The following is a 17,278-nucleotide window of genomic DNA, read 5'->3' as shown; positions in this document are numbered from 1 at the left end:
AGCCGCTCGCCTATTTTCGGCGGGCGGTTTTTGGTATAATATCTAATATGTATAGTGCAATTTCTCATAATAAGCGAAACACTGTGCTGATCATGGCAGTGTTTGTGGCGATTATCGGCGTGATTGGTGTACTGGTCGGTATGTATCTACGGAACTATTCATTGTCGTTGATCATTGTCGGTTGTGCACTGCTTTATGCGTGGTTACAATATTATATTGCTGGTAAATTGGCCATGGCGATGAGCGGTGCGCAGCAGATTGAAAAAAAGGATGCGCCGGAGCTGTGGCGAGTAGTAGAAAACCTCGCGATCGCTTCTGGTATGCCGATGCCAAAAGTCTATATCATTGACGACCCGGCACCAAATGCCTTTGCAACCGGCCGCGATCCAAAGCACGCTATCGTTGGTGCGACTACTGGGCTGTTGGAAATTATGGACAAGCGCGAACTCGAGGCGGTGATGGCGCACGAGATGAGTCATGTGCGTAATTACGATATTCGCGTTAGTATGATTGCCTTTGGGTTGGTGAGTGCTATTGGGTTGCTTGCTGATATCGCACTCCGGATGATGATATATGGCGATGATGATGACGGGGATACCAGCCCGATTGTCTACGTCGTGGGTATTATAGTAGTAATCTTGGCACCGATTTTAGCAACGATTACGCAACTGGCAGTCAGCCGCCAGCGCGAGTATCTCGCGGACGCCTCGGGTGCGCTCTTGACTCGCGACTCGGAGGGGCTGGCGATGGCACTGGAGAAGTTACAAAGTTATGGTCGGCCAATGCGCAGGCAGAGTACTTCAACAGCGAACTTGTTTATGAACAATCCGCTGCGCCCTGGCTTTTTCTCAAAGTTATTTAGCACCCATCCGCCGCTAGAAGATCGAATCGCACGTCTGCGAAGTAATGCAACAAAGATGTAATCATGACGAAGTCAACCAAAAAACAACACGCCACGCGGCGTAAACGAGCAACTTCAAAAGCAGATAGTCGCGCCGCGGCAAAGAAAACAGTATCGTTAAAAGAGAGGCTTAATAAGGCTTGGCGGCGACTAACGCAGCGCCGCCAAGCCTTTCTCCGCCGTCGGCCGCACCGTAGTTTTCGAGTGACCAAGCGACGTGACTATCGTCGTTCGCTCAAGTTGCCAGGCTACTTTGCGCTGACCAAACAAGCATGGCAACTGATGCGAAAGCACTGGCGGATCTTCGTTGGATTGGCGGCAATATATGCGGTATTGGGCGTATTGTTATCGGGGTTAATGTCACAAGATACGTACCAGCAACTCAAAGATACAATTAATGAAGCGAACCAAGAAGGAGCCCTGGGTGCTGTGATGCCGACACTGGCGCTATTTGCCGGCGTGGTTACCAATCAGCTTGGCGGTTCGACGGGTGGTGTGGGATCATCCCAGCAGCTAGTTGGTGCGTTAATTGGGCTATATATATGGCTGACGACAATCTGGCTGATTCGTGGCGTGACCGCTGATAAGCGCCTAAAGATTCGTGATGGGCTGTATAACGCGGGTGCACCAGTCATTGCCCTGGCGGTTCTGGTGTTTATTGCGCTCATTCAATTATTACCAGCGGCGATAGCGGCTATCATCTACGGAGCGGCGGATACGTCAGGCATGTTACAACAGACGGTGGTGCTGATGTTGGCGGCCGGTGCCACCATATTAATCGTTACCTTGTCGATATACTGGCTAACGAGTACGTTGTTTGCTATGGTGATCGTCACTCTACCGGGAATGTATCCACTAGAAGCAGCGCGACTGGCTTCGGACGTTGTACTAGGACGGCGGATACGAATCTTGCTGCGATTGATGTGGCTGCTGGTGGTGCTCGCCGTGGTTTGGGCGGCGGTGCTTATTCCGGTCATTACGATTGATGGTGCACTCAAAACGGTGATACCGGCGTTGAACTGGCTGCCGCTGGTGCCGCTCGTGGCGTTGATGTTGGTGGCGTTCTCGATTGTTGCCTCGGCGTGCTACATTTATCTATTCTACCGAAAGGTCGTCGCCGATGACAGCGCGCCAGCTTGATCGGCAGGCGGCCGAGCAACGAATTGTCAAACTGCGAGATCTGATCAATGATTATCGCTATCATTACCATGTGTTTGATGAATCGATCATGAGTGAGGCGGCGGCTGATAGCCTGAAACATGAATTGTCGCAGCTAGAAGAGCAGTTTCCTGAACTCGTCACACCAGACAGCCCGACCCAGCGGGTGGCAGGAAAAGCGCTCGGTAAATTTACCAAGGTCCAGCATCAAACGCGGATGATTTCACTGCAGGACGTGTTTGACCGAGAAGAAGTTGCGGCGTGGATACAGCGCATGAAAAAAGTGCGCCGGGACATCACTGAAGAATTTTTGTGTGATATCAAGATGGATGGCCTGGCCTGTGCGCTGATTTATGAAGACGGTGTGCTGACGCGGGCCGTGACGCGCGGCGACGGATTGGTTGGTGAAGATGTGACCATGAATGTGCGGACGATTCAGAATGTGCCGCTGACACTGCGCGCCAACCAGCGATTTGCTCATTTTTTGCGTGGTCGGACGGAGATTCGTGGTGAAATCGTGATGCACAAAGAGGACTTTGCAGCCTTAAATCAGCGTCGGCGAGCGGCCGGTCAGCCAGAATTTGCCAATCCGCGTAATTTAGCAGCCGGGACGATTCGTCAGCTTGACCCAAAACTGGTGGCAGAGCGTCCATTGCACTTCGTTGGTTATGACATCATTCGCGATAACCTCGAGGATACGCCGACAATTGCCTTTGGCTATCAGATGATGAACGAGTTGGGCATCACCACCAGTCGGCAGACACAAATTGTCTATGGCCTGGACGAAGTGATGAGCTATATCAATCACCTTGATGAGCTGCGTCAGTCGCTGCAGTTTAATACTGACGGAGCGGTCATCAAGCTCAATGACCGGCGACAGTTTGCCGAGCTGGGCATCGTTGGCAAGACACCACGAGCGGCAGTGGCCTATAAATTTGCCGCCGAAGAAGCTACGACCATCGTCCGTGATATCGTTATTTCCATCGGTCGAACCGGTGCGGCCACGCCAGTAGCGGTGTTTGACCCAGTGGTGGTGGCTGGTACGACGGTGCAGCACGCCAGTCTGCATAATGCTGATGAAATTGCCCGGCTAGATGTGCGCCGCGGCGATACGGTGGTGATTTTCAAGGCCGGCGACATCATCCCGCAGGTGCAAACTGTGCTAAAAGAATTGCGACCGGCAGATACTAAGCCAATTGATTATCCAGCAGAACTGGCGCGCCAATATCCAGAACTAGCATTTGTGCGGCCAGAGGGCGAGGCAGTCTACCGCGTTAAAGGTTTGAGTGGCCCGCTGATTTTGAAGCGGTCCCTGGCACACTTTGCCTCCAAAGGCGCGCTGGACATCGACACATTGGGCGAGAAAAATGTCGAGGCGCTGGTAGAAGCTGGGCTGGTTAATGATTTGGCAGATATCTACCGTCTGACGAAAGACGATTTGCTGCAGTTAGAGCGTTTCGCTGATATTTCCGCGCAAAAGCTCATTGATGCCATTGCTGCCAAGAAGCAGCCAGCCTTGGAGCGATTTTTGTTTGGTCTCGGTATTCGGCATGTTGGCGCGCAGACGGCGATTGATCTTGCGAATCACTTTGAAAGTGTTGAGAAACTCAGCCAAGCGACTATCGATGAGCTACGCGAAGTGGACGGCGTCGGTGAAATTGTTGCCGAGTCAATCGTGGCATGGTTTGCTGATGAAGATAATGTGACGCTGCTCGAAAAATTTGCTGACTTGGGTGTGGCGCCGCAGTTTAGTCGAAAATCTGATCGCCTGGCTGGCCAAAGTTTCGTCATTACTGGCACGCTGCAGTCGATGGGCCGTGATGCCGCCGCGGAAAAAATCCGCAATCTAGGTGGTGTCTTTCAAACCGCTGTTGCAAAAGATACAACATATCTGGTAGCGGGTGGTAAAGTCGGCGCCAGCAAGCTAAAAAAAGCTGAACAATACGGCACTAAAATTATTGATGAACAAACATTGTTAGAGCTTATACAATAAGGAGGTAATAATCATGACTCAGCAATCACATCGCGCCCTCGCTATCAAACCTGCCGACACAGTTGTGTTTACGGCGATGTCCAAGAAATATTTTTACATGAGATTTTTTGTAACGAAATTTGCGCTTGATCAAGGCGTTGTGCCGATTAACCCATTTACCAGTTTTGATTATTTCTCGCTTGACGCGGTGGAGCGCGATACGGTACGGCGCGCCAATAATACGCTGGTGGCGCGCGCTGATGAGCTGTGGGTATTTGGCGACATCGCTGATGGCGTGCGGGCGGAAATAGCTCAAGCCTGGCAGCAGCATAAAACCGTCCGATTTTTTGCGTTTCGTAATGATAAGCACATTTACGAAGTTGAGCTTGGCGACTTGGTGTATGAAGATGGCGTTGAAGCATTAACCAGCGGAGGTAATTAGATGATTCGATTTTATTTACAAAAACTAGTTCGCGACAAAGTTGTGAAAAAGTGTTTGGATGACGAAGAAGTTTTACATACAGAGTACCGCGAACTAAACAAGCAAGAATTTCGCCGGGAGCTGCTTCGTAAGATTCATGAGGAAGCGGACGAAATCCCGCTGGACGATGATCAACGCGGCGAATCTCTCAAAGAGCTGGCTGATTTACAGGAAGTTGTTGACGTGCTGCGCCAAGATTTTGGTTTTTCTGTCGAGCAAGTCCAGGCGGAAATGGCGTGCAAGAAACAGAGCAAGGGTGGCTTTGACAAACGACATTACATTAAATATCATGACCTGGATGATGATAGTAAATGGGTAGGAATCTTCCGCGCTCAGCCAGAGAAGTATCGCGAAGAAGCTGCGGATAGTAAAGAGCAGAGTCGTTGCGCGAAAATAAGCAAGGGTGTGTACAAGCATAGCAAGTCAGGCAAGCTATACGAGGTGATCGGTCTAGCGTTAGAAACTGAGGCAGAAGACTTCCTAGTAATTTACCGACCTCTCTATGAAAATGAATATGAGTTATTTGCTCGCCCCGCCAACATGTTTACGGAAACGGTAGTACTGGATGGGAAATCTGTGTCGCGATTTGAGAAAGTAAACTCTGAAACTCAGGTGTAAGCGTGATGAAGACGATTACGTTTATCACCGGCAATCAGCACAAGGCAGATTACTTATCGCGCATGCTGGGTTTACCACTGAAGCATCGGGCGGTTGATTTAACGGAAATTCAATCAACGAGCTTGGAAGAGATTGTTGAGCATAAGGTACGTCAGGCGTATGCAGTTGCTAAGCGTCCAGTTTTGGTTGAGGATGTGGCGCTTGAGTTTACGGCGCTCGGTGGACTGCCGGGTCCGTTTATCAAGTTTTTTGTGGAGGCGCCAAACGGCTTAGAGAATCTCTGCCGGATGCTTGATGGCTTTGACGATCGATCGGCGGTGGCGGCATGCGTGTTTGGCTACTATGACGGCCAGCGGGTCAGGTTGTTTCGCGCTGAACTTCATGGCGCTATCTCTGAGTATCCCATAGGCGATGGCGGCTTTGGCTGGGATAAAATATTTTGCCCAGATGGCTACGGGGGCAAAACGCGCGCCGAATTAACGCCAGATGAGGACGCTGAGACGTACCGCTTATTCAAGCCAATCGATGCCGTCCGTCAATTTCTCACCACACTTGAATAAACATATGCTATTATTTATATATGAAAGTGATCTACCTAGCTGGCAAAAATCTCGACAGGGCGAATCGCGTGGCAAAAATCCTAGAGGATTCCGGCTATAGTATTCCGTGTAATTGGTACTATAATTACAAAGACGACGAGACAAATTTCAGTCCAGAAGATGAAGTTCAGGCTGTCCGTTCTGCCGATGTTTTGGTATATCTATGGGAATCCGACCAGGAGAGTGCGCGCTACGAAGTTGGCATGGCGATAGCGCTTGGTAAACCAGTGGTCGTTGTTCATGATACCCCAAAATGGTTTCTACAACTGTCAAATATTCATGCGGTCTCACGGGATGAGGATATTATAAAGGCGCCGAGTGAGGTTGGTTGACGAAGGATCCCCTATGGTAAAACCAGTGCTACAGCCACACTAAAATGAGAGGTGCTATAATCGGCCCCATGACAAAACACATCAATCTCGTCACTGGTAATCCGCGTAAAATTGAGGAGGCAACGGCTACGCTGAGCCAATACGACATAGCGGTGGAGATTATTAATCTCGATATTGATGAGATCCAGCACCGTGATCCATTGAAAATTACCGAGGCTAAGGTTCGGACGGCGTACGAGAAGGTTGGCAAGCCGGTTGTTGTTAATGATAGTAATTGGGAAGTGCCCGCGCTCGGCGGCTTTCCCGGTGGTTACATGAAGGATGTTGCGCACTGGTTGGCGCCCGAGGATTTTTTGGCTTTGCTACGCGACAAAGATGATTGGCAGATTATTCTCCATGACATTGTCGCCTATTACGACGGGCATAATCTACAGACGTTTATCTTTGATCAGCCGGGGAAGTTTGTGGCTCCGCCACGTGGCAAGAGTGGCGCATCGGTCAACAAGATTATTACGATGGATGGTAGTAACGGCCTGACGATATCCGAGGTGTTTGATCGGCGCGATCAAGGCTTGGCGGTTGAGACTGATACGCTGCAGCAATGGCATCAATTTGCGCAGTGGTATATCATGCAGTAGTGTCGCTCGTTGCTATGAGTGCGCTTGCGCCATACTAGCAGTAACGAGTGTGGCGCCGATCACATCATCAACGCTAGAGCCGCGCGATAGGTCGCTGATTGGCCGAGCAAAACCCTGCAAGATCGGCCCGTACGCATGACCGCCAGCCAGATGTTCGGCTAACTTATACGCGATATTACCAGAACCAAGATCAGGAAACACAAGGATATTAGCCATGCCGGCAACCGGACTGTCCGGTGACTTTTTCTGGCCGATAGCGGGGACGATTGCCGCGTCTAATTGTAGTTCACCGTCAATGAGTATATCGGGTCGCCCTGTCTTGACGAGTTGTAGTGCCTGGGTGACGAGCTCGACACTATCACCGCCAGCGCTGCCTTTCGTTGAATATGACAGCATAGCCACGCGTGGCTCCCAGCCAAGCGACGCCGCACTATTCGCTGAGGACATGGCAATCGCCGCCAGCTGCTCGGCGTTTGGCTGAATATTCATACCGCAGTCGGCAAAGAGCAATAAACCTTGTTCGCCGCCCTGAAACTGTGGGACGTCTATCACGAAAAAGCTGGATGCATATCGAACATCGGGCGCCAGTCCAACAATTTTCAGCCCAGCCCGCAGCACGTCTTTCGTTGGGTGATCAATCCCAGCCACCATAACGTCAGCCTCGCCGCTCGTTAGCATCGTTGCACCGCGACTGATGGCGTTCTCTTCCCCATCAAGCAACACTGGCTGCGCTGCGCCGCTTTCTTCTAGTACGCGTGCTGCCTGCTGGATGATGTGATTATCGCCCTCAGGAAATACCACGCGTGGCGGATTTGAAGCTAAAATTTTTGCTAGGTCTCGTATGTGCTGATTCATGGGTATAGTATAATGGAAGCATGGACGAATTGACAATTGAACGAGCATCCCACATCACTGAATCTGATGTGGCAGACATTACCAACCTTATCGCGGCGCTTACCAGCAAGCCGCATCCAGCTGACACCAAGCTGTTGCAGCAGATTATCGACTCGCCGAGTCATGTGTTGCTGTTGGCACGGTTATCAGGCAAAGTCGTTGGCATGGCAACGGTGGCGTTATTACTGGGGCCAGCTGCTGGGCGTAAGATCTACCTCGACGATTTCGTTGCTGATCCGACTATCCAGGGCAGGGGCGTCGGCTCTCAACTCTGGGACGCTATCATCGACTGGGGTCGCGAGCAGGGCGCTTTGAAATTAGAATTCACATCACGCCCAGAACGTGAAGCGGCGCAGCAATTCTACTTGAAAAAGGGCGCAGTCGTACGTAGCACTAACGCTTTTGCTAAGGAATTGTAGATAAATATCAGGCAAACCCCTTGTGCTTTTTAATAAAAAAGCGCATAATATCATTAGAGCTGGTACGCATAGGGGCGTTTCCTATGCTGCCATCCAAAACAAACACATGAAATTGCCCCGGGTGGGCGCGTAACAGCTCTTTTTTGTTCGTCAAGTGGCGCGTTTGACGGCGCTTATGGTATGATAAAGGGGATGTTCAAGAAGTCGTTTGAGAAAAAAATGATACGCTATGTCCGGCAATTTTTTGCCGACCATGCTGACGTCAAGTTGATCGCAGTGACCGGGAGCGCCGGTAAAACGAGTGCCAAAACGGCGATCGCCACTGTGCTATCGCAGCAATTTGCTGTCGCCATGCACGCTGCTGAGCCAATGTCGCACTTGCAAACCCTTCTACAGATTATGGGTGTGCGCTATCCTGAGAATCGTCCGGAGGAGAAGTGGGGATTTTGGCACCGCCGCAAGATGATGCGAGCTGTCAAAAAGCGTGCTCGCGCTGAGCATCCTGAAGCTCATGTCATCGTCCAAGAATTCAGCCCGATGCAGCCTGGTTTTAACGCGTGGTTTCAGCAGGTTATTTTGCCGGACATGGCCGTTGTGACGTCGGTAACCTCTGGCCGCATGCGGGTTGAACATACCGTCGAAGAGGTGGCTGGCGAGATGCTAACATTGGCGAATAATGCTCGCTTTGCGGCCATTAACCGCGATGATATTGACGGTCGATTTGCCGCGTTTTTGACAAATCCCCAGATGACGACATATGGCACTAGCGAGGTCGCTGAGTATTATTTTGAGCAGCATGATTTCTCGCTGGAGCACGGTTATGTCGGCAAGATTATCGGCCCGGAATACCCTGATGGCATCGCGGTGACGCTGCCGCTGCTTGGTGAACATAATCTGCGGCCAGCCGTCGTGGCGATGCTCGCTGGGGTGCGGATGGGTATGACGAAAGAATTGATTGAAAAGGGCTTGAGCCAGTTAGGCCCGCTGCCGGGTCGGATGCAAGTGCTTCGCGGTGCGGATCAGACGATTTTGATTGACGATAGCTATAGCTCATCACCACTGACGGCATTGTCAGCACTACAAACGCTGTACAGTCTTGAGGTGCCGCAGCGTATCGTGGTGTTTGGTAACATGAATGGGCTACGCAAGGATACACAGGCCGGTCATGCGAAGCTCGGCGCTCAGTGTTCACCAGACGAGCTGGATTGGGTAGTGACCGTCGGTGAGATGGCTAATCAATACCTAGCGCCAGTAGCACGTCGTCGCGGCTGTCAGGTCAAGGAGTGTCGTGATGCGCTGATGGCCGGCGGATTTGTGCGCGAAAAACTTCATGCGGGCGGCGTGGCTCTCTTCAAAGGTTCGAGCGGCGGTGTTTGGCTCGAGGAAGCGATTAAAATTAACCTACACAGCGCCGAGGATGAGAAAAAATTGGTGCGCCAGTCGCCTGACTGGATTAAGCGAAAAAATGAATTTTTCTCGCGCTTTCGCGGATAGTGATACAATGAAAGTATAACGAGGAGGAATATGGACGACAAGGGTACGAATAGCAAGAAAACACCAGCAGATAAAGCCGCTGCGTCAACATCGCCGGCAGCGTCGCAGTCGACGGTCACATCAAGCTCATCACAGTCGACAACGACTCCGCCTACACAGGCTGATCAGCCGGCATCGTCGTCCTTGCGCCCGCCGATCATGAATTCGGTTATGCCGCCAAAAAAGAAAACTGGCCTCATCATCGGTATTATTACCGGCTCGGTTGTATTGCTGCTAGCTATCGCTGCGGTACTGTTGTACTTTTTCTGGTGGCAAGATCCGCAGAGGATGGTAACTGATGCGATGGTCAGTTCGTTCCAGACTAAAAAGGTGGTTTCCTCAGGTAAGCTCGTCATGGATCTTGGTAGCGGCAATCGGGCTGACATTAAGATTAAAGCCGTTGCTGACTCACCAAAATCAAAAACCGAGGCCACCATTACATTGGCGATCAATGGCATAGAAACCCAACAGGATATCGTGCTTACGGTGGTGGCTGACGGTAAGGGCGCGGTTTATATTAAGGGTGAACACTTAAAAGATATCGTACGCCAGATGGCAGAGACGATCATTAAGGATCGGGGCCAGGGAGCACTACCGGACGCGCAGCCGACAGTTATACGTATACGTGACCAGATCCTCAAACAGCTTGATGAGAAACTTAACAAGATTGAAGGCAAGTGGCTTAAGGTGTCATTTGATGAGCTTGGCGCGTCATATGCGGATAAAGATACATGTTCCCAAGAAATCTTTGATTTGATCAATGCTGACCAGCAGGTGCGTAGCGAACTGATCAATGCGTATCGCAAAAACAGCTTTGTGACGGTCAAAAAGGACGCTAAGGTCGAGCCGCGTGATGGTGTGCCTGGCTTTGAAATTGATCTAGCTTCGGATGGTAAAATGTCAGACAAACTACGCGCATTTGTCGATTCTCTGGGGGATACGAAACTTGGCAAGAAAATTAAAGAGTGCTATGGCGACAAAGTATTCAATACAGCAAATAAAACTACGTCATCAAAGAAATTGCCTACTATACGCATCTGGGTCAATCCGTGGTCGCATCAACTGAAAGCGATTGAGATTAAGGCACACAGTTCAGATGACGACAAGGATCGGAATATCACTATGGATATGACATTTGATTACAGCAAGTCAGAACAGATTGACATACCATCAAATGCCGATAATCTTAAGTCGGTGCTTCAGGATTTTGCCGGCTCATCGCCAATACCGCCGCCGTTTGCTAGGGGTGGTGTGTCTGTAGACGAGAATGACGAAGACACGAACGTTAGCGTCGAGAGATGATATACTAAGGAGTATGAAACGCTACAATCCGACGGAAATTGAGAAAAAATGGCAAGATAAGTGGGAGGCTGATGGTACCTATGTCACTGACCTTGGTGATACGACGCGCCCTAAGTACTATAGTCTAAGCATGCTTCCTGGTATTACTGGCGCGGGTATTCACATCGGTCACGGTCGGACGTTTCAGTTTGCCGATATTAAAGCGCGCCTCAAGCGTCAGCAGGGCTATAATACTTATCATCCAATTGGCTGGGATAGCTTTGGCCTCCCCGTAGAAAATTACGCCATCAAGGTCGGTAAAACGCCGCGAGTGGCGCACGACGAAGCCAAGGCGCATTTCATCGCTCAGCTGAAGCGCCTCGGCTTTAGCTACGATTGGTCAAAGGAGATTTCCACCGCCGACCCCGAGTACTACAAATGGACCCAGTGGATTTTTACGCAGCTGTACAAACACGATTTGGCGTACCAGAAGGAGCAGCCGCAGTGGTGGTGCGATACCGACAATACGGTGCTAGCTAACGAGCAAGTTGAGGGCGGCAAATGTTGGCGTTGCGGTAACCCCGTCACCAAGCGCAACCTCAAACAGTGGTTTTTCCGCATCACCGCCTATGCTGATGAAATTCTAGAGGCGACTGACGACCTAGACTGGACGGACATGGTCAAGACCATGCAGAAAAATTGGATTGGCCGGTCGGTTGGCGCGGAGGTTGAGTTTGTAGTTGAAGGCCGCGACGACGTCATAACTGTTTTCACCACGCGTCCTGACACGCTGTTTGGCGCGACGTATGTGGCGCTGGCGCCAGAACATCCATTGGTTTCTCAGCTAGTCAATGCCGACACGCGTGCCAAGGTTGAAGCATACATTCAAGCAGCACAGAAAAAATCCGACGTTGAACGCCAGGAAAATAAAGACAAAACTGGCGTCTTTACTGGCAGCTATGCCATCAACCCGGTCAACGGCCAGAAGCTACCAATTTGGGTGGCGGACTACATACTCGGCGGTTACGGTACTGGCGCGATTATGGCGGTGCCGGCGCATGATGAGCGCGATTTGGAGTTTGCCGAAAAATTTGATTTGCCAGTAGTGCAAGTGATTGAAAAGCCAGAAAACTCGGCGGATGCTGGCTGCTACACGGGCGAAGGCGAATTGATTAACTCGGGCGATTTTGACGGCCTGCGCAGCGAAGAGGCTCGCGAACAGGTGGTAGCCTGGCTGGAGCAACAGGGCTTGGGCCGGAGTAAGACTACCTATAAAATGCGCGATTGGTTGATTTCTCGCCAGCGGTACTGGGGTGCGCCGATTCCGATGGTTCATGTTGATGGTTATGAGCCAATTGCCGTGGCGGATGAGTGCTTGCCGGTGATTTTGCCAGAAGTCGAGAACTTCAAGCCGACGGGCGGTAACACCTCGGTCCTAGCGCAAGTTGATGATTGGGTGCGCGTGTGGGTTGATGTTGAGACGGGTAAAACGGTGCCGATCACCGAGCCAAAACCAGCGGGCGATAATTGGTATGAAGGGCGGCGCGAAACTGACACACTGGACGGCTATGCCTGTTCCAGCTGGTATTTCCTACGCTATCTTGACCCGCACAATAATGCCGAGGCGTGGGATCCAGCGCGCATTAGTCATTGGATGCCGGTCGATTATTACAACGGTGCCGACCATGCGGTGGCGCATCTGTTGTACAGTCGTTTTTGGATGCGATTTTTCTATAAACTGGGCTTGGTGCCGACGCCGGAGCCGTTCAAGCGGATGATGTATAACGCCTACATCATGGCGCCGGACGGTCAAAAAATGTCCAAATCTAAGGGCAATGTTATCGATCCAATGGAAATCATGGACAGCGGTTATGGCGCTGATGCGCTGCGCGTCTATGAGATGTTTATCGCGCCGTACGATATGGATGCGCCGTGGGATCCGCGCGGAGTGCCGGGGACGTATCGGTTCTTAAACCGAGTGTGGAATTTAGTGCAGGAGTTTGTGGTTGCGGATACATCACCATCCACTAACCCTTCCTTGAGCGACCCATCGTCATCGACTGATTCTTCTGAATTATTGCGCCTCACTCACCTCACTATCAAGAAAGTCACTCGCGACATTGAGGATGAAAAGTTCAACACGGCAGTGGCGGCGATGATGGAGATGGTGAACGGCCTATACAAGCTCAAAGAAACACACGGCATGCAAGCAACAGAAACGTGGCAGTTTGCCTTGGAGAGTTTGCTGCAAATTTTAGCACCATTTGCACCGCACATCACCGAAGAATTGTGGCAAGAATTGGGCCATAGTGACACTATTCATGTCGATCACTGGCCGAAATGGGATGAAAAATATCTGGTGAGCGATGTGATGACCATCATCGTTCAGGTCAATGGTAAGCTTCGATCACGGCTGGAGCTGCCGGCTGACGCTGATAAAGAGACGATTGAGCAACGAGCGCTGGATGACGAGAAGGTTCGCGCCTATCTCGACGCCCGGACACCGAAAAAGGTGATTTATGTGCCGGGGAAGTTGGTGAATATTGTTGTCTAGGTTAGTTGCCGAGGGGCTTAGTCGTCACCGAGCCATCCCGGTGTACCTCGACTCGTACGCGTGTTCCCTGTGGAAGACCAGCGAGCTTTTTGGATTCCGTAGCACAACCCACTATATCAATTTGGGTAGTAGTATTGGCATCCCTTACAACGGAATGTGCTGCTGCACATACATCTGAATCATTTGTGGCATTAGCTTCCGTGGGGTCATAATGCATCATATAAGAGCCAACTAGAGGTGATTCCGCCGGTTCTTTATCGGCGTTGGCGATACCGTTAATGCCGATGCCGAGACCCGCCCCCATTACCGCTAGCATCGCTCCTGATCCGATGGCCAGTTTCAGCTCACCTAGTCGACTTAGTGTTTCCCCAGATTGAGGGGGTAAGTTTTTCTTATCCATAATTAGTAGGATGTATCCTTTCTATTGTAAGTGATGTTTACGATATTACCATAAATATTATATAAAGTCAATAATACCCCCTGACAGCGTATCGCCATCGCTCTGCATCATCTCTGCATCCCCTTGAGAAATCTATCAAAAACCGGTATAATGAAGCCCAAGTGTTACGATAAACTGAAATAAAGGAGATTTTTCTATGGCACAACCAAAAAAGCAGAGCAGCCCGCGCAAGACTGGTCTGCGTCGCAGCCACTTGGTACTGAAATTAGCACGCCGCGTCAACGGGACGTCACCAGTGAAAGTCAAGACGACCAAACGCGAGACTGGTAATAAGAGTATAAAATAAACTAACACGAACAGGAACGTTTTTGTCATGGCTTCAAACCGTCATTTGGGACGAATCGTCGCGTTGCAGACCTTATACGAGATTGAGTTTCGCCAGGAAGTTGGCGACAGCGGGGTTAATGTCGCCGATATCTTGACGCGCAATCTTGAGAAATACAAATCGTCAGTCGATGATGTTGAGTTTGTGCGGGGTCTGATCAATGGCGTCACCACGCATAAAGCAGAGCTTGATGATAAACTTCGTCCGCTGGCGCCAGAATGGCCGATTGAGCAGATATCGCGAATTGACCGGACGGTATTGCGGCTCGGGCTGTATGAATTATTGTTTTCTCGGGCAGCAGTGCCACCAAAAGTGGCTATCAACGAGGCAGTGGAACTGGCAAAAACGTTTGGTTCGGATAACTCAGGGAAATTTGTGAACGGTGTGCTCGGCACAGCGTATCGCTCCCTTCAAGAGGATGCCGATGAAGACAAGCAGCTTTGATCATATTAAGAAATATTTTGGCGGTCGCAAAAAACCGTCGATCCAAGAAATAGTTCGCGAGCCAACCGCCGGTGGTGTGGTGTTTCGACGCAATAAAAAAGGTGATGTTGAGTTTCTACTCTACCAAGACGCGCGGGATCGCTGGACAATTCCCAAGGGCCACGTTGAGCCGGGCGAGACGGCACAGGCTGCCGCCAAGCGTGAGGTTGGTGAAGAGGCTGGCCTCAAGAATATCGAGGTATGTGGCTGGCTGGGCAAGATTAATTTTCGCTATCGCCGGCTTGATAAGTTAGTGCTGATTTCGCAGCAAGTGTACCTGATGAAGGCGCTTGATCCGGACGAAAAACTGCAAAAAGAAGACTGGATGAATGGCCTGGCGTGGTTTACCTTTCATGAGGCGCTGGATGAGATCGAGTATGAGGATATTGGCAAGCTGATTCTGCTCGCTATGAAACGAATCAGGCAGGAGAATCTATAGATGAGCGGGATGAATACGGCGCCGTATCAGGAGTTTGCGCGTGAGAAGTTGGGGTTTGAGTTTAATAATTTGGATCTGTTGATTACGGCTTTGACGCATCGTAGCTACGTTAATGAACACCGAAAATCAGTCCACGAGCATAACGAGCGGTTGGAATTCCTCGGTGATGCGGTGTTGGAGCTAGCAGTCACGGAATATTTGTTTACGAATTTTTCTGAGCCAGAAGGTATTTTGACAGCGTGGCGGGCGGCACTGGTGCGGACGGAAAGTATCGGCGATGCGGGTGATACCTTGGGCTACGGGTCGCTGATTCGCATGTCCAAGGGTGAGAAAAATGGTTCGGATCGGGCGCATTTGCAGATTTTGGCCAATGCCTTTGAAGCAGTCATTGGCGCGATTTATCTGGAGCGTGGCTTTGACGATGCGCGCGATTTTATTCATAAACATATCATCGTTAAGTTGGACGGAATTTTGGAATCAGGCAGCTGGCGCGATCCGAAGTCGTATTTGCAGGAAATTTCTCAGCGCGTTGATGGTCAGACGCCGGTGTACAAAGTTTTGGGCGAGGAAGGTCCAGATCATGATAAGGTTTTCACGCTTGGGGTGTTCGTCGGTGAAACGCTGATGGGACGCGGCGTGGGTCCGTCCAAGCAGGTGGCTCAACAGCAAGCCGCCCGCCAAGCGATCGCTCGATATCGGGCAGCTAATTCTGAACAGTGATTATATCTTTTCTCAGCGCCTAACCGGTGTTATAATCAAAAGGATGAGTAACACAATTTTTAAACGTACCAAGATCCTAGCGACTATCGGTCCGGCAACGATGAGTCAGGATAAAATTAGTCAACTTATGCAGGCCGGTGTCAATGGCTTTCGTCTGAATTTCAGCCACGGTAGTTATGATGAGCGGCGTGAGCAAATCGACTGGATTCGCACGGCCAGTCATGAGCAGGGTAAACCAGTTGCCATTCTCCAAGACCTTCAAGGTCCAAAATCCGCCTCGGCGTTCTCAAAGACAACATGCTGACGGTGCGGGCTGGTGATATGCTGACGCTTGATTCGTCGATTGCGGAACACGATGGAAGTTTCAATCTACCCGTCCAGTATAATCTCGCCGAGAAAATGAAAGTTGGCGAGCCGCTGTATATGTTTGATGGCAAGATCAAGTCGATCGTTCGTGAAATTGCTGGTCCAACAGCCATCAAGGTGGAGGTACAGAATGACGGATTTTTGATGAGCCGCAAGGGTCTGAATCTGCCAGATACCGATTTTGGTGGTGATATCTTGACGCCAAAAGATATCGCCGATATCGAGTGGGCGGCTGGTCAAGATTTTGATTATGTGGCGCTCAGTTTTGTGCAGACAGAGGACGACATTATTGATTTACGCTCGCGGCTGACAGCGCTGGGATCGGATGCGTATATCATTGCTAAGATCGAAACGAAATCAGCAATTGCCGATGAGCATCTGGAGGAGATTGTCAAGGCAAGTGACGGTATCATGGTGGCGCGCGGCGACCTAGCGGTTGAGGCCGGGGCAGAGATCGTGCCAGTTATTCAGCGGCGTATTATCGCTCTTTGTCGTAAATATTCTAAGCTCAGCATCGTCGCCACGCAGATGATGGGCAGCATGGTTGACAATCCTGAGCCATCTCGCGCTGAAGTGAGCGACGTTGCCAATGCGGTCATCCAGGGTGCCGACACGGTGATGTTGTCGGATGAAACGGCCAACGGTAAATATCCGATCGAGACAGTGCAGGCAATGCGCCGGACGATTATGTACACTCAGGAGCACAGTGATGTCATGGCGGTTGAGTCGAGTGAGAAGCGCCGCAAGCATGACGCGCTGCTCAGTTACACGGCGGCGCGGTTGGCTACTGAACTTAAGGCGGGAGCAATCATTGCTGAGACTAGCACCGGTGTAACCGCGGTGAATGTCGGTGCCTTTCGACCGAATATGCCGATTATTAGCGTTACTGATAGCCAAAAAACGGCCCAGAAATTAGCGTTAAGTTACGCCACGCGCTCGTACGTTCGCCCAAGTGGTCTCGGTTCGGCGAATAAGTTAGCGGAGGAATTAAAGGCCGAAGGTTACTTTGGCGAGGATCCAGTGACGTTGGTATTGGTCAGCGGCCATCAACCAGGCCGGCCGGGCAAGACTGACAATATCCAGATCCGGACAATGGAGTAGGACG

At 50.8% G+C, this 17,278-nt stretch carries 18 protein-coding genes and 1 pseudogene; 17 read left to right on the top strand and 2 right to left on the bottom strand.

The window, feature by feature from the left end:
• Nucleotides 1-47 precede the first annotated feature (47 nt).
• The 8 genes from GWK76_02955 (at nucleotide 48) to GWK76_02920 (ending at nucleotide 6,699) form a co-directional block, all read left to right on the top strand.
• Nucleotides 48-923, top strand: coding sequence for a M48 family metalloprotease (locus tag GWK76_02955; protein QHU92258.1), 876 nt, complete (start codon nucleotides 48-50; stop codon nucleotides 921-923).
• A 2-nt stretch (nucleotides 924-925) separates the two neighbouring features.
• Entirely contained in the window at nucleotides 926-2,041 is a 1,116-nt protein-coding gene (locus GWK76_02950) for a hypothetical protein (protein QHU92257.1), read from the top strand.
• Nucleotides 2,022-4,052: an NAD-dependent DNA ligase LigA gene (gene ligA / locus GWK76_02945; GenBank protein QHU92256.1), complete on the top strand. Its 2,031-nt coding sequence runs from the start codon at nucleotides 2,022-2,024 to the stop codon at nucleotides 4,050-4,052. The genes GWK76_02950 and ligA overlap by 20 nt, the downstream gene beginning before the upstream one ends.
• Nucleotides 4,053-4,065: 13 nt before the next feature.
• Nucleotides 4,066-4,473 carry a hypothetical protein gene (locus GWK76_02940; protein QHU92255.1) on the top strand — a complete coding sequence of 136 codons (408 nt, stop codon included), beginning with the start codon at nucleotides 4,066-4,068 and terminating at the stop codon, nucleotides 4,471-4,473.
• 270 nt (nucleotides 4,474-4,743) lie between these two features.
• Entirely contained in the window at nucleotides 4,744-5,130 is a 387-nt protein-coding gene (locus GWK76_02935; GenBank protein ID QHU92567.1) for a DUF1653 domain-containing protein, read from the top strand.
• Between the two features lie 2 nt (nucleotides 5,131-5,132).
• Nucleotides 5,133-5,690, top strand: a complete 558-nt coding sequence (locus GWK76_02930) for a non-canonical purine NTP pyrophosphatase (protein ID QHU92254.1) — start codon at nucleotides 5,133-5,135, stop codon at nucleotides 5,688-5,690.
• A 20-nt stretch (nucleotides 5,691-5,710) separates the two neighbouring features.
• Nucleotides 5,711-6,061, top strand: coding sequence for a hypothetical protein (locus tag GWK76_02925; protein QHU92253.1), 351 nt, complete (start codon nucleotides 5,711-5,713; stop codon nucleotides 6,059-6,061).
• Nucleotides 6,062-6,129: 68 nt separating this feature from the next.
• Nucleotides 6,130-6,699, top strand: a complete 570-nt coding sequence (locus tag GWK76_02920; protein QHU92252.1) for a hypothetical protein — start codon at nucleotides 6,130-6,132, stop codon at nucleotides 6,697-6,699.
• Nucleotides 6,700-6,711: 12 nt separating this feature from the next.
• On the opposite strand, the gene GWK76_02915 is transcribed toward GWK76_02920, so the two are convergent.
• The gene (locus tag GWK76_02915; protein ID QHU92251.1) at nucleotides 6,712-7,554 is read right to left on the bottom strand and encodes a phosphate acetyltransferase; all 843 of its coding nucleotides are present in this window, start codon (nucleotides 7,552-7,554) and stop codon (nucleotides 6,712-6,714) included.
• A 20-nt stretch (nucleotides 7,555-7,574) separates the two neighbouring features.
• Here GWK76_02915 and GWK76_02910 point away from each other — a divergent pair, with 20 nt between their 5' ends.
• The 4 genes from GWK76_02910 to GWK76_02895 all read left to right on the top strand — a co-directional run bounded on the left by GWK76_02910 (nucleotide 7,575) and on the right by GWK76_02895 (nucleotide 13,380).
• A complete protein-coding gene (locus GWK76_02910) occupies nucleotides 7,575-8,012 on the top strand; it encodes a GNAT family N-acetyltransferase (protein QHU92250.1) in 438 nt (145 codons plus the stop codon).
• Between the two features lie 192 nt (nucleotides 8,013-8,204).
• Nucleotides 8,205-9,506, top strand: coding sequence for a hypothetical protein (locus GWK76_02905; protein ID QHU92249.1), 1,302 nt, complete (start codon nucleotides 8,205-8,207; stop codon nucleotides 9,504-9,506).
• A gap of 30 nt (nucleotides 9,507-9,536) precedes the next feature.
• Complete coding sequence (locus GWK76_02900) at nucleotides 9,537-10,847, top strand: hypothetical protein (protein ID QHU92248.1); 1,311 nt, start codon at nucleotides 9,537-9,539, stop codon at nucleotides 10,845-10,847.
• Nucleotides 10,848-10,860: 13 nt separating this feature from the next.
• Complete coding sequence (locus tag GWK76_02895; GenBank protein ID QHU92247.1) at nucleotides 10,861-13,380, top strand: leucine--tRNA ligase; 2,520 nt, start codon at nucleotides 10,861-10,863, stop codon at nucleotides 13,378-13,380.
• Nucleotide 13,381: 1 nt separating this feature from the next.
• On the opposite strand, the gene GWK76_02890 is transcribed toward GWK76_02895, so the two are convergent.
• Nucleotides 13,382-13,780: a hypothetical protein gene (locus GWK76_02890; GenBank protein ID QHU92246.1), complete on the bottom strand. Its 399-nt coding sequence runs from the start codon at nucleotides 13,778-13,780 to the stop codon at nucleotides 13,382-13,384.
• Between the two features lie 196 nt (nucleotides 13,781-13,976).
• On the opposite strand from GWK76_02890, the gene GWK76_02885 reads away from it, so the two are divergent.
• The 5 genes and pseudogenes from GWK76_02885 (at nucleotide 13,977) to pyk (ending at nucleotide 17,274) form a co-directional block, all read left to right on the top strand.
• Entirely contained in the window at nucleotides 13,977-14,126 is a 150-nt protein-coding gene (locus tag GWK76_02885) for a hypothetical protein (protein ID QHU92245.1), read from the top strand.
• A gap of 27 nt (nucleotides 14,127-14,153) precedes the next feature.
• Entirely contained in the window at nucleotides 14,154-14,609 is a 456-nt protein-coding gene (gene nusB, locus GWK76_02880) for a transcription antitermination factor NusB (protein QHU92244.1), read from the top strand.
• Nucleotides 14,590-15,087, top strand: coding sequence for an NUDIX domain-containing protein (locus GWK76_02875; GenBank protein ID QHU92243.1), 498 nt, complete (start codon nucleotides 14,590-14,592; stop codon nucleotides 15,085-15,087). The genes nusB and GWK76_02875 overlap by 20 nt, the downstream gene beginning before the upstream one ends.
• Nucleotides 15,088-15,807: a ribonuclease III gene (gene rnc, locus GWK76_02870; GenBank protein ID QHU92242.1), complete on the top strand. Its 720-nt coding sequence runs from the start codon at nucleotides 15,088-15,090 to the stop codon at nucleotides 15,805-15,807. It begins immediately after the preceding gene.
• Between the two features lie 43 nt (nucleotides 15,808-15,850).
• Nucleotides 15,851-17,274: pseudogene (pyk, locus tag GWK76_02865) on the top strand (pyruvate kinase).
• Nucleotides 17,275-17,278: the final 4 nt, after the last annotated feature.

This window comes from Candidatus Saccharibacteria bacterium oral taxon 488 (assembly GCA_010202465.1).
Taxonomy (GTDB): Bacteria; Patescibacteriota; Saccharimonadia; order Saccharimonadales; family Saccharimonadaceae; genus Nanosynbacter.
Note: the sequence above shows the minus strand (reverse complement) of the source record. Positions and strands in the feature narration are given on the sequence as shown.

Excerpts from the sequence above, each read along its gene's own strand:
- GWK76_02955 (QHU92258.1), top strand. The coding sequence starts at position 48 with ATGTATAGTGCAATTTCTCATAATAAGCGAAACACTGTGCTGATCATG.
- GWK76_02950 (QHU92257.1), top strand. The coding sequence starts at position 926 with ATGACGAAGTCAACCAAAAAACAACACGCCACGCGGCGTAAACGAGCA.
- ligA (QHU92256.1), top strand. The coding sequence starts at position 2,022 with ATGACAGCGCGCCAGCTTGATCGGCAGGCGGCCGAGCAACGAATTGTC.
- GWK76_02940 (QHU92255.1), top strand. The coding sequence starts at position 4,066 with ATGACTCAGCAATCACATCGCGCCCTCGCTATCAAACCTGCCGACACA.
- GWK76_02935 (QHU92567.1), top strand. The coding sequence starts at position 4,744 with ATGGCGTGCAAGAAACAGAGCAAGGGTGGCTTTGACAAACGACATTAC.
- GWK76_02925 (QHU92253.1), top strand. The coding sequence starts at position 5,711 with ATGAAAGTGATCTACCTAGCTGGCAAAAATCTCGACAGGGCGAATCGC.
- GWK76_02920 (QHU92252.1), top strand. The coding sequence starts at position 6,130 with ATGACAAAACACATCAATCTCGTCACTGGTAATCCGCGTAAAATTGAG.
- GWK76_02915 (QHU92251.1), bottom strand. The coding sequence starts at position 7,554 with ATGAATCAGCACATACGAGACCTAGCAAAAATTTTAGCTTCAAATCCG.
- GWK76_02910 (QHU92250.1), top strand. The coding sequence starts at position 7,575 with ATGGACGAATTGACAATTGAACGAGCATCCCACATCACTGAATCTGAT.
- GWK76_02905 (QHU92249.1), top strand. The coding sequence starts at position 8,205 with ATGTTCAAGAAGTCGTTTGAGAAAAAAATGATACGCTATGTCCGGCAA.
- GWK76_02900 (QHU92248.1), top strand. The coding sequence starts at position 9,537 with ATGGACGACAAGGGTACGAATAGCAAGAAAACACCAGCAGATAAAGCC.
- GWK76_02895 (QHU92247.1), top strand. The coding sequence starts at position 10,861 with ATGAAACGCTACAATCCGACGGAAATTGAGAAAAAATGGCAAGATAAG.
- GWK76_02890 (QHU92246.1), bottom strand. The coding sequence starts at position 13,780 with ATGGATAAGAAAAACTTACCCCCTCAATCTGGGGAAACACTAAGTCGA.
- GWK76_02885 (QHU92245.1), top strand. The coding sequence starts at position 13,977 with ATGGCACAACCAAAAAAGCAGAGCAGCCCGCGCAAGACTGGTCTGCGT.
- nusB (QHU92244.1), top strand. The coding sequence starts at position 14,154 with ATGGCTTCAAACCGTCATTTGGGACGAATCGTCGCGTTGCAGACCTTA.
- GWK76_02875 (QHU92243.1), top strand. The coding sequence starts at position 14,590 with ATGAAGACAAGCAGCTTTGATCATATTAAGAAATATTTTGGCGGTCGC.
- rnc (QHU92242.1), top strand. The coding sequence starts at position 15,088 with ATGAGCGGGATGAATACGGCGCCGTATCAGGAGTTTGCGCGTGAGAAG.